The sequence below is a fragment of the Streptomyces sp. NPDC107546 genome (assembly GCF_055639175.1).
This window is the reverse complement of record NZ_JBVKBA010000003.1, coordinates 24,247-43,070: the sequence shown is the minus strand read 5'-3', so window position 1 is coordinate 43,070 and position 18,824 is coordinate 24,247. Positions and strand designations below refer to the sequence as shown.

General features: G+C 70.7%; 20 protein-coding genes. 14 read left to right on the top strand and 6 right to left on the bottom strand.

Annotation, left to right across the window (positions count from 1 at the left end):
- The first annotated feature begins 80 nt into the window (after positions 1-80).
- Positions 81-1,022, top strand: coding sequence for an NAD(+) diphosphatase (gene nudC / locus ACZ7L1_RS05060; protein WP_471434287.1), 942 nt, complete (start codon positions 81-83; stop codon positions 1,020-1,022).
- 4 nt (positions 1,023-1,026) lie between these two features.
- Positions 1,027-1,650, top strand: a complete 624-nt coding sequence (locus ACZ7L1_RS05055; RefSeq protein WP_471434285.1) for a class I SAM-dependent methyltransferase — start codon at positions 1,027-1,029, stop codon at positions 1,648-1,650.
- A 46-nt stretch (positions 1,651-1,696) separates the two neighbouring features.
- Here the strand turns inward: ACZ7L1_RS05055 and ACZ7L1_RS05050 are convergent, their stop codons facing one another.
- Positions 1,697-1,939, bottom strand: coding sequence for a mycoredoxin (locus ACZ7L1_RS05050; RefSeq protein ID WP_471434283.1), 243 nt, complete (start codon positions 1,937-1,939; stop codon positions 1,697-1,699).
- Positions 1,940-2,114: 175 nt separating this feature from the next.
- Between ACZ7L1_RS05050 and ACZ7L1_RS05045 the strand changes: the two genes are divergently transcribed.
- The 4 genes from ACZ7L1_RS05045 (at position 2,115) to ACZ7L1_RS05030 (ending at position 5,735) form a co-directional block, all read left to right on the top strand.
- Positions 2,115-4,349, top strand: coding sequence for an ATP-dependent DNA helicase UvrD2 (locus tag ACZ7L1_RS05045; RefSeq protein WP_471434281.1), 2,235 nt, complete (start codon positions 2,115-2,117; stop codon positions 4,347-4,349).
- Between the two features lie 165 nt (positions 4,350-4,514).
- Positions 4,515-4,835 (top strand): hypothetical protein, encoded by a 321-nt coding sequence (locus ACZ7L1_RS05040; RefSeq protein WP_471434280.1) that lies wholly within the window; start codon positions 4,515-4,517, stop codon positions 4,833-4,835.
- A gap of 175 nt (positions 4,836-5,010) precedes the next feature.
- Complete coding sequence (locus ACZ7L1_RS05035) at positions 5,011-5,415, top strand: WhiB family transcriptional regulator (RefSeq protein ID WP_471434278.1); 405 nt, start codon at positions 5,011-5,013, stop codon at positions 5,413-5,415.
- On the top strand, positions 5,412-5,735 hold the full coding sequence (locus tag ACZ7L1_RS05030; protein WP_471434276.1) for a hypothetical protein: 324 nt from the start codon (positions 5,412-5,414) through the stop codon (positions 5,733-5,735). Before ACZ7L1_RS05035 ends, ACZ7L1_RS05030 begins: the two co-directional genes overlap by 4 nt.
- A gap of 129 nt (positions 5,736-5,864) precedes the next feature.
- Here ACZ7L1_RS05030 and ACZ7L1_RS05025 read toward each other — a convergent pair whose 3' ends face one another.
- Both ACZ7L1_RS05025 and ACZ7L1_RS05020 read right to left on the bottom strand, forming a co-directional pair.
- The gene (locus ACZ7L1_RS05025; protein ID WP_471434275.1) at positions 5,865-7,238 is read right to left on the bottom strand and encodes an ABC1 kinase family protein; all 1,374 of its coding nucleotides are present in this window, start codon (positions 7,236-7,238) and stop codon (positions 5,865-5,867) included.
- Positions 7,231-8,454, bottom strand: a complete 1,224-nt coding sequence (locus tag ACZ7L1_RS05020) for a TOMM precursor leader peptide-binding protein (RefSeq protein WP_471434273.1) — start codon at positions 8,452-8,454, stop codon at positions 7,231-7,233. The genes ACZ7L1_RS05025 and ACZ7L1_RS05020 overlap by 8 nt, the downstream gene beginning before the upstream one ends.
- Positions 8,455-8,675: 221 nt before the next feature.
- Here ACZ7L1_RS05020 and ACZ7L1_RS05015 point away from each other — a divergent pair, with 221 nt between their 5' ends.
- The 4 genes from ACZ7L1_RS05015 to ACZ7L1_RS05000 all read left to right on the top strand — a co-directional run bounded on the left by ACZ7L1_RS05015 (position 8,676) and on the right by ACZ7L1_RS05000 (position 12,601).
- Complete coding sequence (locus ACZ7L1_RS05015) at positions 8,676-9,272, top strand: M48 metallopeptidase family protein (protein ID WP_471434272.1); 597 nt, start codon at positions 8,676-8,678, stop codon at positions 9,270-9,272.
- Positions 9,273-9,475: 203 nt separating this feature from the next.
- The gene (locus ACZ7L1_RS05010; protein WP_471434270.1) at positions 9,476-11,137 is read left to right on the top strand and encodes a TerD family protein; all 1,662 of its coding nucleotides are present in this window, start codon (positions 9,476-9,478) and stop codon (positions 11,135-11,137) included.
- Positions 11,138-11,148: 11 nt separating this feature from the next.
- Positions 11,149-11,829, top strand: a complete 681-nt coding sequence (locus tag ACZ7L1_RS05005) for an AIM24 family protein (RefSeq protein WP_471434268.1) — start codon at positions 11,149-11,151, stop codon at positions 11,827-11,829.
- A 16-nt stretch (positions 11,830-11,845) separates the two neighbouring features.
- Positions 11,846-12,601 (top strand): AIM24 family protein, encoded by a 756-nt coding sequence (locus ACZ7L1_RS05000; protein WP_471434267.1) that lies wholly within the window; start codon positions 11,846-11,848, stop codon positions 12,599-12,601.
- A gap of 52 nt (positions 12,602-12,653) precedes the next feature.
- Here the strand turns inward: ACZ7L1_RS05000 and ACZ7L1_RS04995 are convergent, their stop codons facing one another.
- Together ACZ7L1_RS04995 and ACZ7L1_RS04990 are read right to left on the bottom strand one after the other, a co-directional pair.
- On the bottom strand, positions 12,654-13,169 hold the full coding sequence (locus ACZ7L1_RS04995) for an NUDIX hydrolase (protein WP_471434265.1): 516 nt from the start codon (positions 13,167-13,169) through the stop codon (positions 12,654-12,656).
- On the bottom strand, positions 13,166-14,599 hold the full coding sequence (locus ACZ7L1_RS04990) for a zinc-dependent metalloprotease (protein ID WP_471434264.1): 1,434 nt from the start codon (positions 14,597-14,599) through the stop codon (positions 13,166-13,168). Before ACZ7L1_RS04990 ends, ACZ7L1_RS04995 begins: the two co-directional genes overlap by 4 nt.
- 191 nt (positions 14,600-14,790) lie before the next feature.
- Here ACZ7L1_RS04990 and ACZ7L1_RS04985 point away from each other — a divergent pair, with 191 nt between their 5' ends.
- The 4 genes from ACZ7L1_RS04985 (at position 14,791) to ACZ7L1_RS04970 (ending at position 18,127) form a co-directional block, all read left to right on the top strand.
- The gene (locus ACZ7L1_RS04985; protein WP_471434262.1) at positions 14,791-15,954 is read left to right on the top strand and encodes an SDR family oxidoreductase; all 1,164 of its coding nucleotides are present in this window, start codon (positions 14,791-14,793) and stop codon (positions 15,952-15,954) included.
- A 161-nt stretch (positions 15,955-16,115) separates the two neighbouring features.
- Positions 16,116-16,574, top strand: a complete 459-nt coding sequence (locus ACZ7L1_RS04980) for a molybdenum cofactor biosynthesis protein MoaE (protein WP_471434261.1) — start codon at positions 16,116-16,118, stop codon at positions 16,572-16,574.
- A gap of 239 nt (positions 16,575-16,813) precedes the next feature.
- The gene (locus tag ACZ7L1_RS04975; RefSeq protein ID WP_388568619.1) at positions 16,814-16,945 is read left to right on the top strand and encodes a hypothetical protein; all 132 of its coding nucleotides are present in this window, start codon (positions 16,814-16,816) and stop codon (positions 16,943-16,945) included.
- 84 nt (positions 16,946-17,029) lie between these two features.
- Entirely contained in the window at positions 17,030-18,127 is a 1,098-nt protein-coding gene (locus tag ACZ7L1_RS04970) for a YlbL family protein (protein WP_471434259.1), read from the top strand.
- Between the two features lie 73 nt (positions 18,128-18,200).
- Here the strand turns inward: ACZ7L1_RS04970 and ACZ7L1_RS04965 are convergent, their stop codons facing one another.
- Positions 18,201-18,743, bottom strand: coding sequence for a PPA1309 family protein (locus tag ACZ7L1_RS04965; protein WP_471434257.1), 543 nt, complete (start codon positions 18,741-18,743; stop codon positions 18,201-18,203).
- Positions 18,744-18,824: the final 81 nt, after the last annotated feature.

The window sequence follows — 18,824 nt, the reverse complement described above, 5'->3', positions numbered from 1 at the left end:
TGACCCGGTCCCCGCCCGACCTACGCCTCGCTGAACCGCCCGCCGAAACCACCGTTGCACCGGGGGAGTTGGAAGCACTCGTGACCACCTGGACCGACCACACCGCCGACCGGCCCATCTCGCTCACCGCGCCGAGCGGCATCGACCGGGCCGCCCACCACCGGCTCGACGAGGCATGGCTCGCCGCGGCATGGAGCCACCCCTCGACTCGTTGCTTCGTGGTCTCCGGCGGCCAGGCCCTCATCGACGAGACGCCGGACGGCCGGACCGAACTCGTCATGACCCCCTCCTTCGAGGCGCCGCTCACCGAGGCCCACCGCTACTTCCTGGGCACCGACGCGGACGGCGTCAGCTACTTCGCCCTCCAGAAGGACGCACTTCCCGGCCGTATGGACCAGTCGGCGCGCCCGGCCGGCCTGCGCGAGGCCGGACTGCTGCTGTCGCCACGCGATGCGGGCCTGATGGTGCACGCGGTCGCCCTGGAGAACTGGCAGCGCCTGCACCGCTTCTGCTCACGCTGCGGTGAGCGCACCGTCATCGCGGCCGCCGGTCACATTCGCCGATGCCCCGCCTGTGGCGCCGAGCACTACCCGCGCACCGACCCGGCTGTGATCATGGCGGTCACGGACGACGACGATCGCATCCTGCTCGGCCGCCAGGTGCACTGGCCCGAGGGCCGCTTCTCGACCCTCGCCGGCTTCGTCGAACCGGGGGAGTCCATCGAGCAGTCGGTGCGGCGCGAGGTGTTCGAAGAGGTCGGCATCACCATCGGCGAGGTCCAGTACATCGCCAGTCAGCCCTGGCCCTTCCCGTCCAGCCTGATGCTCGGCTTCCTCGCGCACGCCACCACGACCGACATCGACGTCGACGGGGACGAGATCCACGAGGCCCGCTGGTTCTCCCGGGAGGAGCTGCACTCCGCGTTCGAGACCGGAGAGGTCCTGCCGCCGTACGGCATCTCCATCGCGGCGCGTCTGATCGAGCTCTGGTACGGCAAGCCGCTGCCGACGCGGAGCGTCTGACCTGGTGCCGGCGCGCACGAACGACCCGTACTGGAACCACAACGTCCACTACCACCCCGCTGTCCTCGCCGCTGTCCCCGACGACTGCGGCGCGGCTCTGGACGTCGGCTGCGGCGACGGCCTGCTCGCCCGGAAGCTCGCGTCGAGGGTGGGATCCGTCACGGGCGTGGACCGCTCGCCGGACATGATCCGGCTGGCGCGCCGGGACGTGCCCCCGAACGTCACGTTCCGCGAATCGGACTACCTCGATGACGCCTCCCTGCCGGAAGGCGGATACGACTTTGTCAGCGCGGTCGCCGTCGTCCACCACACGGTCTTCGAGGAGGCGGTGGGGCGCCTGGTGCGGCTCACGGCGCCCGGCGGCCGACTGATGATCGTCGGGCTGGCATACAACCGGACGTCCCTGGACTGGGCGATCAGCGGCTGCGGCGTGCCGGCGAGCCGGCTTCACGCGCTGTTGCGGGGAGGCAAGCGCGGCCCGGCCGGCATGCCGATCGAGGACTCGACCATGCACTGGGGCGAGGTCCGCATGGCCGCCCGGCACCTGCTGCCCGGCTGCCGGTTCCGGCGCCGGCTCCTGTGGCGGTACACGCTGATATGGGACAAACCACAAGAAGGCGGTCCCTGAGGCCCCTCAGGGACCGCCTTACGTGCAGGGAGAGACGCTGCGGCCGTTACGCGCCGATCTTCTGCTTGACCTGCGCCAGAGACGGGTTCGTCAGCGTCGTGCCGTCCGCAAACAGCACGGTCGGAACCGTCTGGTTTCCGCCGTTCGCCTTCTCCACGAACGCGGCCGACTCCGGGTCCTGCTCGATGTTGATCTCGTTGTACCCGATGCCCTCACGGTCCAGCTGGCTCTTCAGTCGGCGGCAGTAGCCACACCACGAAGTGCTGTACATCGTCACAGTGCCCGACATGTCGGTCGCGCTCCTTTACGGCTAGGGTGCGTGGTCGCTGAGACGGCAACGTTTGTGAAGGTTCCACCATTCCCCGCCCCCACCGACGTGACGCCTGCCGCATTAGTACGACCGCAGCCGTCCCCCTGTGGACAACCGCCCGCACCCGCCTCCGCCGACCTGGCAGCATGGCGGGGTGACAGCAGCAAGGCATTCCACCCTCTTCTCCCGGGTTCCCGGCAGTACCTCGTACTCGGCTCCGCCGAGCGGGGCGGACGCCGTGCTCGAGGGGCTCGACCCCGAGCAGCGCGAGGTGGCGACCGCCCTGCACGGCCCGGTGTGTGTGCTGGCAGGCGCCGGCACCGGCAAGACACGGGCCATCACGCACCGCATCGCCTACGGAGTCCGGGCCGGCATCCTCCAGCCCTCCAGCGTGCTCGCTGTCACTTTCACCAACCGCGCCGCGGGCGAGATGCGCGGGCGCCTCCGACAGCTCGGCGCCGCCGGCGTCCAGGCCCGCACCTTCCATTCCGCCGCCCTGCGCCAGCTCCAGTACTTCTGGCCGAAAGCGATCGGCGGCAGCCTCCCGAAGATCGTCGACCGCAAGGTCCAACTCGTCGCGGACGCGGCCGCCGCCTGCCGCATCCGCCTCGACCGCAACGAGCTACGGGACGTCACGGCGGAAATCGAATGGTCCAAGGTCACCCAGACCGTCCCCGCCGACTACGCCGCCGCGGCCGCCAAGACCGGCCGCGAAGCGCCCCGTGACCCCGCCGAGATCGCCCAGCTCTATGCCGCCTACGAAGACCTCAAGCGGGAGCGCGGCGTCATCGACTTCGAGGACGTCCTCCTCCTCACCGTCGGCATCCTCCAGGACCGGCATGACATCGCGGAGGAGGTCCGTGCGCAGTACCAGCACTTCGTCGTCGACGAGTACCAGGACGTCAGCCCGTTGCAGCAGCGTCTGCTGGAGTTGTGGCTCGGCGACCGCGACAATCTGTGCGTGGTCGGCGACGCCAGCCAGACGATCTACTCCTTCACCGGCGCCACGCCCGACCACCTGCTCGACTTCCGTATCCGGTACCCGGGAGCCACGGTCGTCAAGCTGGTCCGGGACTACCGCTCCACCCCGCAGGTCGTCCACCTCGCCAACGGCCTGCTCGCCCAGGCCCGGGGCCGTGCCGCCGAGCACCGCCTCGAACTCGTCTCGCAGCGCGACCCCGGCCCCGAACCCGTCTACACCGAGTACGCCGACGAGCCCGCCGAGGCGGAGGGCGCCGCCCGCCGCATCCGCGACCTTCTCGCCGAGGGTGTGCCCGCTTCCGAGATCGCCATCCTGTTCCGCACCAACTCCCAGTCCGAGATCTACGAACAGGCCCTCGCGGACGCCGGAGTGCCCTATCAGCTCCGCGGCGCCGAACGGTTCTTCGACCGTCCCGAGGTGCGGAAGGCGGGCGTCGCCCTGCGCGGCGCGGCCCGCTTCGGTGCGAACGACTCCCTCCTCGACGACGCCGTCGACCTGCCCTCCCAGGTGCGTGCCGTCCTTGCGGGCGAAGGGTGGACATCCGTGCCGCCCGCGGGCTCCGGAGCCGTCAGAGAGCGGTGGGAGTCGCTGGCCGCGCTTGTGAATCTGGCCCAGGACTTCGCCGCGGCCAAACCCGACGCCACGCTCGGCGACCTGGTGGCGGAACTCGACGAGCGGGCGAACGCCCAGCACGCCCCGACCGTGCAGGGCGTCACCCTCGCCTCCCTGCACTCCGCCAAGGGTCTGGAATGGGACGCCGTCTTCGTGGTCGGGGTCGCCGAGGGCATGATGCCCATCACCTACGCGAGGACCGACGAGCAGATCGAGGAGGAGCGCCGCCTCCTCTACGTCGGCGTCACCCGCGCGAGGGAACGCCTCCACCTCTCCTGGTCCCTGTCCCGCTCACCGGGTGGCCGCCCCGTCCGACGGCCGAGCCGCTTCCTCGACGGACTGCGTTCGGGCTCCTCCGGCACCACCGGCCGTACCTCCATCGGGGGCGCCGGAGGCATCGAACGAGGCGTCAGAGCCTTCAGCACGGCCGCCACGGCCCTCACCCCACGCCGTACCAGCAGAACTCCGGCCCGCTGTCGGGTCTGCGGGCGCACGCTGTCCGACGCGGGGGAGATGAAGCTGATGCGCTGTGACGACTGCCCCTCCGACATGGACGAGGGCCTGTACGAACGGCTGCGTGAGTGGCGGGCGGCGCAGGCGCAGCGCAGTGGGCAGCCCGCGTTCTGCGTCTTCACCGACAGGACGCTGATCGCGATCGCCGAGGCGGTGCCCGCCGATGAACGTGAACTGGCCCGCATCCCAGGGGTCGGAGCGCGCAAACTGGGCCGCTACGGAGCCGATGTTCTGGCCCTCTGCGCAGGTCGCGATGTCGGGGAACAGGACAACGGTGACTGATACCAACTCGTCGAAAAAATAGTTTGCGTAGGCCCCAGCGATCCCCATAGGTTCTTATCCACGGGGACAGCGGCCTTCTCGGAGGCCCTGATTCCGTGTTGTACTTGCATATCCGTCGGACTGGCTCACCCCAGTCCCCCGAGACGCCGAGAGGAGGCGATTGAAGTGATCAGCATCAACACCAGCTCCACCCGCACCGCCAAACTGACCGATCACTCGGTCGTCTCCACGTGCATGCTCGGCGCCTCCGACCTGGGCACCGGTCTGTCCGGCATTCGTGCCGTTCGTCCGGCGTCCTCCCTGTCTCTCGCGGGTCTTCCCATCCGCGAGCGCAATGAGCGACCGACCAAGGCACTGGAAGCGGTAGTGGCACAGGCCGAGGCCTATGCCTTTGCGGCTGCCGGTGCCGGATTCCGGAAGCAGACGACGCAGCACCACCTGATGTGGGCCTTCCGTGGGCCAGAACCCTGGAGTGATCCAGCCTGATCGACGATCAGGTCGGCGCCTTCAGGGCCGCGGAACCCCATCCGGGATCCGCGGCCCTTCTGTTTTCCCCGAACGGGGACGGCAGAGCGAAGGGGCCTCGGGACAAGAAAAGAACCCGGTACCAGCCGATACCCGGTCCGATCGGACCGGAACGACCAGACGAGGAAGACGAACCGTGCAACTCGAAGCGCACGCCCCGTCCGTACCGCCTTCCGAAACGATCCCCCCGCCCGGCCTCACGGAGGACTCCACCTTGACCCCGCTCACCGCGCTGACCCCGCTCACCGCGCTGACCCCGCTCACCGCGCTGACCGCGCTCGACGACGCCATCGAGAACCTCGGCGTACCCGTCCCGTGCCGCTCGTACGACCCGGAGGTCTTCTTCGCCGAGTCGCCGGCCGACGTCGAGTACGCCAAGTCCCTCTGCCGCACCTGCCCGCTGATCGAGGCCTGCCTCGCCGGCGCCAAGGAGCGGCGTGAGCCCTGGGGCGTCTGGGGTGGCGAGCTCTTCGTCCAGGGTGTCGTCGTCGCCCGGAAGCGGCCGCGTGGCCGCCCGCGCAAGAACCCGGTCACGGCATGAACACCGCAGGAACGATCGACCGTCCCCTCACGCACGACCCCAAGAAGCAGGCCCCGATGAAGCCGTCCACGAGTGAGCCCATGGGCTCCGCGATCCCAGACGTCACCACCACCGGCGCGAACGCCTCGCGTCAGAACAGGACCCGAGAGATGCAACTCATCCCAGAAGCCCTGGCTCGTGCGCATATGCACGAGCGGCTGCACGAGGCCGAGCGGGAACGCCAGGCGGTGCGTCTGGCGGTGGCCCGCCGGATGCAGCGCCGGGCCGAGCGGGCCTCGCTGCGCGCCCGTCGCGCGCTCGCCATGGCAGTGATGCAGTAGCCGACCACCGTCGGCAGCAGGACAACCACGCAGGGGCCGGCCCGAAGGGGTCGGCCCCTGCGACGCGTGGGAGATCCGGGCCGAACCGGTCACCCGTGGGCAGCCAGGTCCGGCGCGGGTCCAGGCCGGTCAGGCCTCCGCCGCCGGTGCCTCCTCCGGTGCCTCTTCCGGCAGGAAGCCCGGCAGCCACTCCTCCAGTTCGTCACGCAGGCGGACTGTTGCGCCCAGTTGGCACAGCACGCCGATCGTGCTCAGGGTCACGCGGTGGATGAGGAGATAGGCCGGAGGAAGGTTGAGCTGCTTGCCCAGCTGGTGGGCGGGGGAGCGCGGGTCGGCGATACGGGCCGCCTGGCTGCGCATCCAGCCGCGAGTGAAGGTGAATTCGTCCGCCTGCGCCGGTTCGATGATCGGGAGGAGGTAGTCGAGGACCGCGTCGGGGTCGAGTGCGATGGACTCCTTGACGAAGCCTTCCTCGCACAGCAGTTCGTAGACCGACTGAGCGTCGCCCTCCAGGGTCATGCGCAGGGACTGCCCGATCGGGGTGGGCAGGCCACCCGGCAGGCGGTCGACCGTGCCGAAGTCCAGGACGCCGAGGCGCCAGCCGTCCTTCCCGTCACCGCGGCGGGGGCCGGGCAGGAGACGGAAGTTGCCCGGATGCGGGTCCGCGTGGAGCAGGCCCGTACGGGCCGGGCCGGAGAAGAGGAAGCGGGCCAGCAGCTGCCCGGCGCGATCCCGCTGCTCCGGGGTGCCGTCGGCGATCACCTCCGACAGCGGTATGCCGTCGATCCACTCGGTCACCAGAACCTGCTCGCACTGGTGCACAACCGCCGGTACCGTGACGTCGGGATCGCCCGCGAACTCCTCCGCGTGGGCCCGCTGAGCCTGCGCCTCCAGTCCGTAGTCCAGCTCCTCCGAAACCCGGTCGCGCAGCTCCGCGATCAGCGGCTTGATGTCCATGCCCGGGATCAGGGGGCCCAGCAGACGGGCGAAACGGCTGAGTTGGTTCAGGTCGGAGAGTAGGGCGTCGCCCGCGCCCGGGTACTGGACCTTGACCGCGACCTCACGGCCGTCGTGCCACACCCCGCGGTGCACCTGCCCGATCGAGGCCGCCGCCGACGGCTTGTCCTCGAATTCCAGGAACAGCTCCTGCCAGTCCGCGCCGAGCCTCTCCTCTAGGACTCCGTGCACTGTGCGGGTCGGCATCGGCGGGGCCGCCTCCTGGAGCTTGGTCAGGGCCGCGCGGTAGGGGCCGGCGACTTCTTCGGGGAGCGCCGACTCGAAGACGGACAGGGCCTGCCCGAACTTCATCGCGCCGCCCTTGAGCTCACCGAGCACCTTGAACAGTTGTTCGGCCGTGCGCTGTTGGAGTTCGCGGCCGACCATCTCCGCGGACTCACCGACGATCCGTTTGCCGAGTCCCCAAGTCGCCCGCCCGGCGAAGCCGAGCGGGAGCGCGGCGAGCTTGGCGGTCCGGGTGACCGCCTTCCGGGGAAGATCAGACATGCGCCCTCCAAGTCCCAGACAGCCGTGCCGCGTGTGCCTTGCGGGAGAGGTTCCTCGACGGCCGTTGCTCCGCCATTGTCTCGCGCGGCTCCTCGTCCTCCGAGGTGTGTCCCTCCTTACCTTTCTCCGCCGCGCCGCACCCGCATGCGGGATGCGCCCACACCGGCCGAGCGTGCCAGTCGAACCGGGGCACGGACGCCTCCCAGCGTGCGCCTGAGCTGGCGGGCTCGGAGCCGTCCAGGAAGGCGAGCGCGTGCCCGGCGGCGACTCCCGCGACGGCGGCCGCCAACGCCAGGTCGCACGCCTGGACCTGGGGCCGGCGCCCCGAGCGCCACTGGGCGACCAGACGCGGCCAGGTCTCGTCCCGGTCGGCGCGCCCCCGGTCGAGGCAGCCGGCACAGCTCGTCTCACCGGGCAGGACGAACGGGCCGACGATGCCCGTGCCTTCCGCGACACCCGCGTACAGATGGGGTGTTCCCGAGGTGATCAGCGGTTCCGCGCTGAGCGGGTCGGGAGCGTGCACGTCGACGCCGTCGCGGGGGGCGAGGATCACCAGCGAGAAGCCGGGGTCCGGGTCGTCGTGGAGAGGGCGGCGCGCGGCGGCGTCCCGTCGCCGGGACCGGTCGGGGGTGGCCGCGCGGACCGCGCGGCGGGCCGCCTCCTGTCTGCGCTCGCCGATCGCGTCCGCCGGCAGGCCACCCGGGGCCACATCCCACGGCTCGACGCAGCCCGTGTCGCGGACGTCGACCTCGCCGACGCCGGTGCCCGCGAGAAGCGAGGCGAGAAGGACACCCACACGGCCCGCGCCGCGGACCTGGACGCGGAGGGAGCGGCGGGCGGCCAGACGCCGGGCGGCCTCGCCGGGTGAGCGGGCGACCAGGGACAGGGATGCCAGATCGGCACGGAGGCGGTCGAGGACGGTCGCCTTGGCGCGCAGGATGTCGGCCTGCGGGCCACCGCCGGTGGCATCGTCGAGCAGGCCCGCGCCCGACAGGTTGCCCACCAGCGCGTCGACGTGTCCGTCCGGCAGGCCCATGCGCCGGGCCTCCTCGCGGAGCAGCGGCAGCCCTCGGGTGCCGTCGAGCAGGGTGAGGAAGCTGCCCGTCGCGGTGTCCACCGGGCCCAGCACCATCGCGTGCGCGGGTGCCATCCCGAACTGGACGGTGTTCAGATCGCGCCAGCCGCGCCGCAGCGCGGGCTTCACCATCGGATGCATGACCGGCCCCCGTAGTCCGTAATGCGTCGATACGTCGTCATGTACGGCGGATGTATCGGTCCGCCGACGCATGCCAGCATGCCTGGACCCGACGGAGCGTGCCGAAAGTTGTCCACAGGCGGGGGCGTTCATCACATGAATCAAGTGCGCGGGGGTGGGGATCAGCGCGGAACCGCGTCGGAGGCGGGACTTCCCCCGTGTGCAGCGGGTAACGTCGGGGCGTGCCCGCCGACCCACCGCACCGTGCCGGAAAGCCACAGCGCAGCACGACGAGCGAGCCGCCGAGCGGCTCGGGGACGAGCGCGATCGAGGTTCGCAGAAGCGCGCGACGCCGCAGAACGGTGTCCGCCTACCGCGAGGGTGATCGCACCGTCGTGCTCATCCCCGCCCGGATGTCCAAGGCGGAGGAGCAGCGCTGGGTGACCGTCATGCTCGACAAGCTGGCCGCCCAGGAGAGCCGCCGGGTGATCGGCGACGCCGATCTGGCCGAGCGTGCCGAGCGGCTCTCGCTGCAGTACCTGGACGGCCGGGCGCGGCCCGCCTCGGTCCGCTGGGTGACCAACCAGAACACCCGCTGGGGCTCGTGCACCCCGTCCGAGGGCAGCATCCGTCTGTCCCACCGGCTGCAGGGCATGCCCGAGTACGTCATCGACTACGTCCTGCTGCACGAACTCGCACATCTGCTCGTACCGGGACACGGGCCGCGTTTCTGGCCGTTGCTGGAGGCGTATCCGCGCACCGAGCGCGCCCGCGGTTATCTCGAAGGGGTGGTCGCGGCCGACCGGCTGCCGTACCAGCCGGCGCAGGACGAGGAGTAGAGGCGCCCCACCCACACCCCTCTCAGCTGTCGTACGGGTCATCTCCGCACTGCGCCCACACGCCGCAGACACGCCGAGAAGCAGCCGGATCCTCGCGACGATGCGGTTGTGTACCGGGTCTGTACCGGCTCCCTCGGCTCCGTGTGTTTGCCGTTAACCTGGCGCGACGCACTCACATTCGGGATGGGGGACGGTCGTTACGCATGGCCAGGGAATTCCAACGCGGCCACAAGGCCAGGATCAGTGACCTCACGGCCGGCACGGACCTGTACGTAGGCGTGCAGATCTCCGCGCCCGGACTGAGCTTCGACATCAGCTGCTTCGGGCTGGACGCCGACGAACGGCTCTCGGACGACCGGTACTTCGTCTTCTTCAACCAGCCGAAGACGCCGGAGGAGGCCATTCAGCTCCTCGGTCCGCAGGCGGGGGACACGGAGTCCTTCCGGGTCACGCTCGACAAGATCCCGCCGCGCATCCACAAGCTGTCCTTCACGGCGACGATCGACGGGGCCGGGCAGATGTCGCAGATCGGCCCCGGATACCTGCGTATCGTCGCGGGCGGCGAGGAAGTGGCCCGCTACCCCTTCAGCGGCTCGGAGTTCACCACCGAACGCGCCGTCATGCTGGGCGACTTCTACCTCAAGGACGTCTGGCGGTTCGCCGCGGTCGGGCAGGGTTTCGACGGCGGCCTCGAGGCACTGCTGAAGAACTTCGGCGGGGAGCTCCTCGAGGAGGAGCAGACGCCCGCCTCGCAACAGCCGCAGACCGGCGCCGCCCCGGGGTTCGCCCCGCCGGCGTTCGCCGCCCCGGCCGCACCTGCGCCGGCGCCCGCACCTCCGGCACCCGCTCCCGCGCCGATGCCGCAGCAGCCGCAGCCCGCCCCCCAGGGCTACGCGCCGCCCCAGGGAGCCACTCCGCACGCCCCGGCGCCCGCGCCCTCGGTGCACGCCGCGCCCACCATCGTCGCGCCCCTGAACACGCCTGCCGCCGCAGCCGTGCCGCCGCCGGGCCCGGCGCCGCACGCCCAGCCGCCCGCTCCGCCCGGCCCCCCGCCCGGATACGGACAGCAACCGGCCGCGTCGATGCCCCCCGGATACGCACAGCAGCCGCCGTACGGCCAGGCTCCCGGCCAGTACCCGGCCCCGCCCGGCGCCCCCTCCCCGTACGGCGCTTCCCCGGCCGCTGCGCAGGGCGCCCCCCAGGCCGCCGGTGTGGCCGCCGCGTTGCAGGCCTTCAAGGAGACGCCCACCGGGCAGCGGTGGACGCAGCAGAACAAGAAGCTCGTCCGCGTGGACCTCGGCATCGGCGGCCAGTCCGTACTGGCCCGCCAGGGCAGCATGGTGCTCTACCAGGGCAAGGTCGACTTCGGCTACAAGGGCGCCGGCTTCGCCGGGCGGATCGTGGGCAACGCCACCGGCCAAGAGATGCAGCTCATGCGCTGCACGGGCCAGGGGCAGGTGTTCCTCGCGGAGAGCGCCACCGATCTGCACCCGATCGAGCTCCAGGGGGACGCGATCTGTGTCTCCGCGGAGAACGTCCTCGCCTTCGACGAATCCCTCCAGCACGAGGTGCGGCGCATCGAGGGGCACGGCATCCCCGGGGGCGCCCTGTTCACCATGCAGTTCCAGGGGACCGGCACCATCGTCGTCAAGACGCACGGCGCACCCGTGGTGCTGCCCGTCACCCCCACGACGTTCGTGGACTCCAACGCCGTCGTCGCCTGGTCGGCCGCCGCCCAGGTGATCGTCTCCAGCCAGGTGCGCATGCGCCGCAACGCCTATCCGGGCCACACCGGAGAGGGCGTGAACCTGCAGTTCCGCGCCGCGCCCGGCAATTTCGTCGTCGTCCAGCCGTACGAGGTCTGAGGGAGCCCGTCATGAACCAGCCGCTCGCGGGCTACGCCCCCGCACCCGTCACCGCCCGCATGGAGAACCACGGCAGCCACATGCTGAAGGTCGCCATGCAGACCGGAAACGACCTCCTCGCGCGCGTGGGCTCGATGGTCGCCTACGAAGGGTTCATCCAGTACGAGCCCAACCCGCCCGCCGTGCGCCAGATCGCGCGGGACTGGATGACCGGTGAGGGTGCGCCCCTGATGAAGTGCTCCGGCGACGGTCTGCTCTACCTCGCCGACTACGGGGCGAACGTCGTCGTCATCAACCTGGGTGGCGATGCGATCTCCGTCAACGCCACCAACCTGCTCGCCTTCGACGCCCACTTGCAGTGGGGCGTAGAACGCGTCAAGGGACTCGCCAAGTTCGCCGGACAGGGCCTGTGGAACACGAAGATCTCCGGGCAGGGCTGGGTGGCCCTGACCTCCCGGGGCACCCCGATCGTGGTCGACTGCGGCGGAGGCGAGGACGAGACGTACGTCGACCCGGACGCCCTCGTCGCCTGGTCCCCGAACCTCAAGGTGAAGGGCAAGCGCAGCTTCAAGGCGCAGTCGCTCATCGGGCGCGGCAGCGGCGAGGCCTACCAGATGGCTTTCTCCGGGCAGGGCATCGTGGTCGTCCAGCCCAGCGAGGACAGCACCGACCGCCTCCGGTTCCGGGGCTGAGGGGGAAACGCACACCATGCAGAGCTCGCTTTTCGCCTACAACGAGCAGCAGACCCAGGAGCGGTACAGCCTGCAGAACCCGCAGATGCTGCGCGTCCTGCTGGAGGGCCACGACGACATCCTGGCGCGCAAGGGCGCCATGGTCGCCTACCAGGGGCTCATCGAGTTCGACGCCGAGTACCAGAGCGGCGGTCAGCGGCGCGCGCGTGCACACACCGGCGAGGGCCTGGACCTGATGCGCTGCCACGGACAGGGCACCGTCTACCTCGCCAATCTCGCCCAACACGTGCACATCATGGACGTCGAGCAGGACGGGCTGACCGTCGACAGCAGTTACGTCCTCGCGATGGACTCCTCGCTGCACCACGAGGTCATCGCCGTCGACAGCCTGTACGGGATCTCCGGCTCCGGCAAGTACCAGCTCAACATCACCGGCCGCGGCAAGGTCGCGCTGATGACGTCGGGTGCGCCGCTGCTGATGCGGGTCACGCCCGAAAAGTACGTCAACTGCGACGCCGACGCGATCGTCGCCTGGTCCACCGGCCTGCGGGTGCAGATGCAGGCGCAGACGCACTCCTCCGGGGTGTGGCGGCGCCGCGGCAACACCGGTGAGGGCTGGGAGCTCAGTTTCATGGGCAACGGCTTCGCGCTGGTGCAGCCCAGCGAGCTGCTGCCGCCGCAGAACGCCCAGATCGGGCAGGGGCTGGCCGCGCAGTTCGGCATGGGGCAGCACGGGGCACGGGGGCAGAACCAGGGCAACGTCTGGAGCTGAGCCTGGGTGAGGGGTGACCGCAGTGGCGGTCACCCCTTGCCCGTTCACACCTTCACAGCCTGGTGCGCGTCGCCTCCAGCAGCCGTACGACGGACTCGTCCGCCACGTCCGCCACCTCGGCGTACGGGAACCAGCGCAGGTCCAGGGACTCGTCGCTGATCGCCTCCACGGCCCCGGCCGGGGCGAGCGCCGCGTACTGGACGTCGAGGTGCCAGGCGCACGGCGTGTGATGCCGGTCCAGGCGCACCGGCCCGCCGGGCAGCAGGATCAGTCCCTCGATGCCCGACTCCTCGGTCGCCTCGCGGCGTGCGGCGTCCGCCAGCGTCGTGTCGTCCGGCTCGCAGTGGCCGCCCATCTGCAGCCACATCCGGATCTTCTTGTGGAGGGTCAGGAGTACCCGGCCGTGCTCGGGGTCGATCACCAGTGCGCTCGCGGTGATGTGCCCGTCCCCACAGGACTTCCACATGCCGTCCGGGTGCGTCTGGAGGTGGTCCAGATACGCCTGGCGCAGCTCTTCCTGGTCCTCGTAGGACTTGAGCACGAGGACGGCGTCGTCGTAGAGGCTCACTCTGCGTCGTCGCCCTCGGCTTCGCCGTCGTCCTTCTTCTTCAGGTCCGGCTTCGGAGCGGAGCCGTCCGCCGCCTCGCCGAGCATCTTGTCCAGCTCGGAGAAGTCGAGCTGCTCGCGGTGCACGAAGCCGTCCGGGTCGTCCAGGTCGGACGCCGTCGGCAGCATGTCCGGGTGGGCCCACAGGCCGTCCCGGCCGTCCACACCGCGCGCGTCGGTGAGCGACGCCCATAGACGGGAGGCGTCCCGCAGTCGGCGCGGGCGCAGCTCCAGGCCGATCAGCGTGGCGAACGTCTGCTCGGCCGGGCCGCCGGAGGCGCGACGGCGGCGCAGGGTTTCGCGCAGCGCGTCCGCGGACGCCAGGCGCGGCTTCGCCGCCGCGTGCACCACCGCGTCCACCCAGCCCTCGACGAGCGCCAGTGCCGTCTCCAGACGGGCCAGGGCCGTCTTCTGCTCCGGTGTGTCCTCCGGCTGGAACATGCCCTGCTGGAGCGCCTGCTGCAGCTCCTCCGGGTTCTGCGGGTCGAACTGGCCGACCACGTCCTCCAGCTTCGCCGTGTCGACCTTGATGCCGCGGGCGTAGCCCTCGACGGCGCCGAACAGGTGCGAGCGCAGCCACGGCACGTGCGCGAACAGGCGCTGGTGGGCGGCCTCGCGCAGCGCGAGGTAGAGCCGCACCTCCTCCTTGGGCACGCCCAGGTCCTTGCCGAACACCTCGATGTTCAGCGGCAGCAACGCGGCCTTCCCGGCCGGACCGAGCGGCAGACCGATGTCGGTGGAACCGACGACTTCGCCGGCGAGCACGCCGACGGCCTGTCCGATCTGCGTGCCGAACATGGCGCCGCCCATGGAGCGCATCATGCCGATCAGGGGGCCCGCCATGGCCTGCATCTCCTCCGGCAGGACATCACCCATGGCCGCGCCGACGCGCTCGGCGACCGGGTCGACGAGCTCCTTCCACACCGGCAGGGTCGCCTCGACCCACTCCGCGCGGCTCCAGGCCACCGCGGAGCCCGAGCCGGAGGGCAGCGACGTCGCGTCGTCGAGCCACAGGTCGGCCAGGCGGACGGCCTCCTCCACGGCGGAACGCTCGCCGGGGCTCAAGCTCTGGTCCTTGGTGCCGTCGGGGGTGCCCTGGGAGACCGTCTGGCGGGCGATCTGCTTGGCCATGTCCCAGTTCACCGGGCCGCCCTCGTAGGAGAGCATCTGGCCCAGCTGCTGGAAGGCGGCGCCCAGGTCGGTGGGGTCCAGGGAACCGAACATCGCTGCGAGCGGGTTGTCGGCGCCGGCGCCGCCGGCTCCGGGCAGCCCGAAACCGAACGGGTTGGCCGGTCCCTGACCACCGCCGCTCTCCTGGTCCTTCTTCTTGCCCTCGTCGCCGTTCTCCGGCTCCTCCGGCGGAAGGCCGAATCCGAATGGGGTGTCACTCACGGGATTCCTCGGCTGGTAAGGCCACCGGTTCCTTCCGGCGGCTGGCTGCCCGACAACACCACCCAGCGTAGACACCTTGACCCGATCGGGCCTGGGTGCTTCGCCGACTCGTGGCCTGGGGCAGGATGGATGCCACCTGGTACGCACGCGTGCTTTGCGTCCGTATGGAAGACAACCGCTGGAGACGCCCGGTGAGTTCCCCAGATCCGCAGGTTCGCGCAGCGCGAAACCATTCAGCCCACCCGTCGCCCGACCACCGCCCCTCAAGGACGGCGCTTCACGCCGGCGAGTCGACCGCCACTCGCGGGCCCGTCGTCGCGGTCACCGGCGCCGCGTCCGGGGTCGGCGCGCTGCTCACCGAGCGGCTCGCCGCGTGCGAGGAGATCAGGCAGGTCGTCGCCATCGACGAGCGGCGCGGGGAGTGCGGGGCGGCGCGGTGGCACATCCTGGACGTGCGGGACCCGGCGATCGCGGACAAGCTGCGGGGCGCGGACGTGGTGGTGCACCTGGCACTCGACCTGGACCTGGAGACGGACCCGGCGGCGCGCACGGCGTACAACGTGCGCGGAACCCAGACCGTGCTGACCGCGGCGGCGGCCGCCGGGGTGCACCGGGTGGTGCTGTGCACCTCCGCGATGGTCTACGGGGCGCTGCCGGACAACGAGCTGCCGCTGTCGGAGGATGCCGAGCTGCGGGCGACGGCGGAGGCGACCGGGGTGGGGGACCTGCTGGAGATCGAGCGGCTCGCGCGGCGCGCGCCCCGGGCGCATCCGGGGCTCAATGTCACCGTCGTACGGCCCGCTGTGCTGGTCGGGGGCACGGACACGGCGCTGACCAGGTATTTCGAGTCGCCTCGGCTGCTGGTGGTGGCAGGGTCGCGGCCGGCATGGCAGTTCTGCCACGTCGAGGATCTGTGCAGTGCCCTGGAGTACGCCGTTCTGGAGAAGGTGGAGGGGGAGCTGGCCGTCGGGTGCGAGGGGTGGCTGGAGCAGGAGGAGGTCGAGGAGCTGAGCGGGATCCGTCGGATGGAGCTGCCGTCCGCGGTCGCGCTGGGCGCGGCGGCCCGGCTGCACCGCATCGGGCTGACGCCCTCGCCGGCCGGGGACCTCGCGTACACGATGTACCCGTGGGTCGTGAGCGGGAGCCGGCTGCACGACGCCGGGTGGCGGCCGAAGTGGACGAACGAGGAGGTGCTGGCCGAGCTGCTGGATGAGGTGGCCGGGCGGCACACCGTGGTGGGGCGGCGGTTGGGACGCAAGGACGCCACGGCGGCGGGGGCCGCGGGGGCGACGGTCGCTCTGCTGGGCGCGGCGGCGGTGGTGCGGAGGGCACGGAAGGCGCGGCGGCGGGCCTGAGGGGCACGGCCTCCCCCTCATCCGTCCTCCTCGTACGTCCTCACAGTGCGGACCGGCGGGTGTGGCGCGCCGCCCGTACCGTGACGCTTCGCAGCCCCACGCGCGCGTGCCTCCTGAAGCGTCTGTTCCTCCTTCTTGGAGGTGTACGGCACGATGGGGGCATGGCACCCAACAGTGATCACCCCGGTGAGCAGGTGGCGGACGAGCCCATCAAGCTGCTGGCCATTCAGGACACCCCGCTCTCCGTCGACGAGGTCTTCCGGGCCGTGGGGGACGCCGCCGCCGGAGGGATCGCGCTGTTCGTCGGGACCGTGCGGAACCATGACGGCGGGGCCGATGTCGACGCGCTCGGATACTCGTGCCATCCGACCGCCGAGGCCGAGATGCGACGCATCGCCGAGAAGGTCGTCGCCGAGTACCCCGTGCGGGCGCTCGCGGCGGTGCACCGCGTGGGGGACCTGCGCGTCGGTGATCTCGCCGTCGTCGTCGCCGTGGCGTGTCCCCACCGGGGCGAGGCCTTCGAGGCCTGCCGCAAGCTCATCGACGACCTCAAGCACGAAGTGCCCATCTGGAAGCACCAGAGGTTCTCCGACGGCACCGATGAATGGGTCGGCGCGTAGCGCCGTCGTTGAGGGGTGGTGGTCGGGCGACGGGAGGGCGGGTGGGTGCCTGCTGAGCGGGCGAGCGTATACCTCTCCTGGGGTTAACCAACCTCTCACCCGGGCTCCGGTTGCGTAACCGTACCCCTCGCGTGAGCGTTGACACTGCGGATGATTAATCTGCTGATCAGTCAGTTGCGGTCGCTCATCGGGGTTGGGAGGTCGGCATGGCGGCGCTCGCCTGGTTGCTGATTCCGCTTATGGCTGCGATCGGTGCAGGAGTGTGGGGCAGTTGGGCCAGTCGGAACCGCAAGGCCGCGGGCGACGGCTCCGAGCTCGCCGGGTACGCGCGTTTCCGCGAGGCGATGGAGAGGTCCCACTCGGGCGGCTGAGGGCGCCGAGGATCCAGGGGCCGCCCGTGCTCGTACGGACGGCCCTGACGGTCCGCTGACAGCACCGTCCCGTACTGTCGTTCCATGCCACGCCGCACTGCGACGATGCTCGCCTCCACCTTGATGCTGATCGCGCTCCTGTGTGCGGGAGTGTTCATCAAAGTGCCGTACTCGGAGATGTCCCCGGGGCCGACGGTGAACACCCTGGACGAGCACGACGGCCAGCCGGTGCTGCAGATCTCCGGGCGCAGGACCTACCCGACGACCGGACACCTGAACATGACGACCGTGCGGGTCACCAGCGCCGAATACAACATGAATCTGGTGGAGGCCGTCTACGGCTGGCTGGCGCACGACATCAAGGTGGTCCCGCACGACACGCTCTACCCGGACGGCAAGACCGAACAGCAGTCCACGCAGGAGAACGCCGAGGAGTTCAGCCAGTCCCAGGAGAGCGCCAAGGTCGCCGCCCTGAAGGAACTGGGCGTCCCGGTGAAGTCCTGGGTGATCGTCTCCACCGTGCTCAAGGGGGCGCCCGCCGAGGGCAAGCTGCACGCCGGTGATGTCATCAAGGCCGTCGACGGCAGTGCCGTGAAGGTGCCCGAGGACGTCGCCAAGCTGGTCACCAAGCACAAGCCCGGCGAGAATGTCGTGTTCACGATCGTGCCCGCCAAGGTGCAGGCCGCCGCCGAGAAGGCGCACAAGACGGCCACCGAAACCCGGGATGTGACGATCACCACGACGAAGTCCCACGACACCGCCAGGGAGCGCGCCATCGTCGGGATCTCCGCCGGGACCGATCACACCTTCCCGTTCACCGTCGACATCAAGCTCGCCGACGTGGGCGGCCCGAGCGCCGGGCTGATGTTCGCCCTCGGCATCTACGACAAGCTCACCCCGGGCAGCCTCACCGGCGGCAAGTTCGTCGCCGGCACCGGCACCATCGACGACGACGGCCAGGTCGGACCGATCGGCGGTGTGGAGATGAAGACCGTCGGCGCGCGCAGCAAGGGCGCCCAGTACTTCCTCACCCCCAAGGACAACTGCGCTTCCGCCGCCAAGGACACCCCCAAGGGGCTCACCCTGGTCAAGGTCAACACCATCGCGGACGCCCTGAACGCCCTCAAGGACATCCGCACCGGCAAGACCGCCGATCTGCCGAAGTGCACCACCAAGGGCTGACGGCGGTGCCTTCACATGAGTGGGCGGGTGCCCGGAAGCCTCCGGGCGCCCCCGCCCCCGTTGTGCGGAGCGCTCAGTCCTCGAACGTGGCCGCCAGTGCCTCCGCAAGGCCCGGCACCAGGTCCGGACCCGTCAGCACCTCCGTCGGCGAGTCCTTCTCGCGCAGCCGCAGCGCCGACTCCCGCGCGCCGTCCCGCAGCACCGCCACTGTCATCCGCACCTCCTGGCGCTCCGGGTGCTCGGCGACCCACGCGGCCAGCTTCTTCTCGCTCAGTCCCTGGGGGACCTGGGACTCCGCGGACGGCGGCAGCATCAGCCGCTCCACCGTGAGCGCACAGCCGGCCACCGCGTCGGGCCAGGCGATGGTGCCGAGGAACTCGTCCAGCGGTCGGCCGGCCGGGATCTCGTCCTGCTCGATCGGGGTGAGACCCGCGGGCTCGGGCTCGTCCTCCAGACCGAGCTGGGTCGCGAGCGCGGGCTCCTCGGTCCGCAGGCGCGCGGTGTCGACGAGGGCGAAGAGGCGAGCGGGCTGGTCCCAGCCGAGGCCGGAGGCGTACTCGTCGATCTCGAGCACGGTCCGGGTGAGCGGGTTCGCTGCCATGGGAGTGTTGGACATGGTCACAATCCTGCCTCGTTCGCACCCCGAAGCGGGAACCGAGTAAAGCGCCAGTAAGTTGCATAGGTGAGGCTCCGCGAT